Origin of the sequence: Rhizobium ecuadorense, from assembly GCF_001187535.1 — a bacterium.
In the GTDB taxonomy this organism is placed as follows: Bacteria; Pseudomonadota; Alphaproteobacteria; order Rhizobiales; family Rhizobiaceae; genus Rhizobium; species Rhizobium ecuadorense.
Map to the genome: position 1 here is coordinate 1 of NZ_LFIO01001113.1, position 209 is coordinate 209.

1 protein-coding gene is annotated in these 209 nt (G+C 61.2%); it reads left to right on the forward strand.

The window, feature by feature from the left end; all coding sequences use genetic code 11:
* On the forward strand, window positions 1-209 hold a 209-nt coding region (locus AF337_RS24230; protein ID WP_160320339.1), incomplete at both ends, for a peptide-methionine (R)-S-oxide reductase.

The following is a 209-nucleotide window of genomic DNA, read 5'->3' on the forward strand; positions in this document are numbered from 1 at the left end:
GAGGAGGAATGGCGCAAGCTGCTGACGCCGGATCAATATGTCATCCTGCGCCAGGCGGGGACGGAACAGCCCTTCACAAGTGCCTTGCTGCATGAGGAGCGAAAGGGCAATTTCGCCTGCGCCGGCTGCGACCAGGACCTCTTTTCCTCGACCACCAAATTCGACAGCGGCACTGGCTGGCCGAGCTTCTGGGCGCCGCTTGAATATGC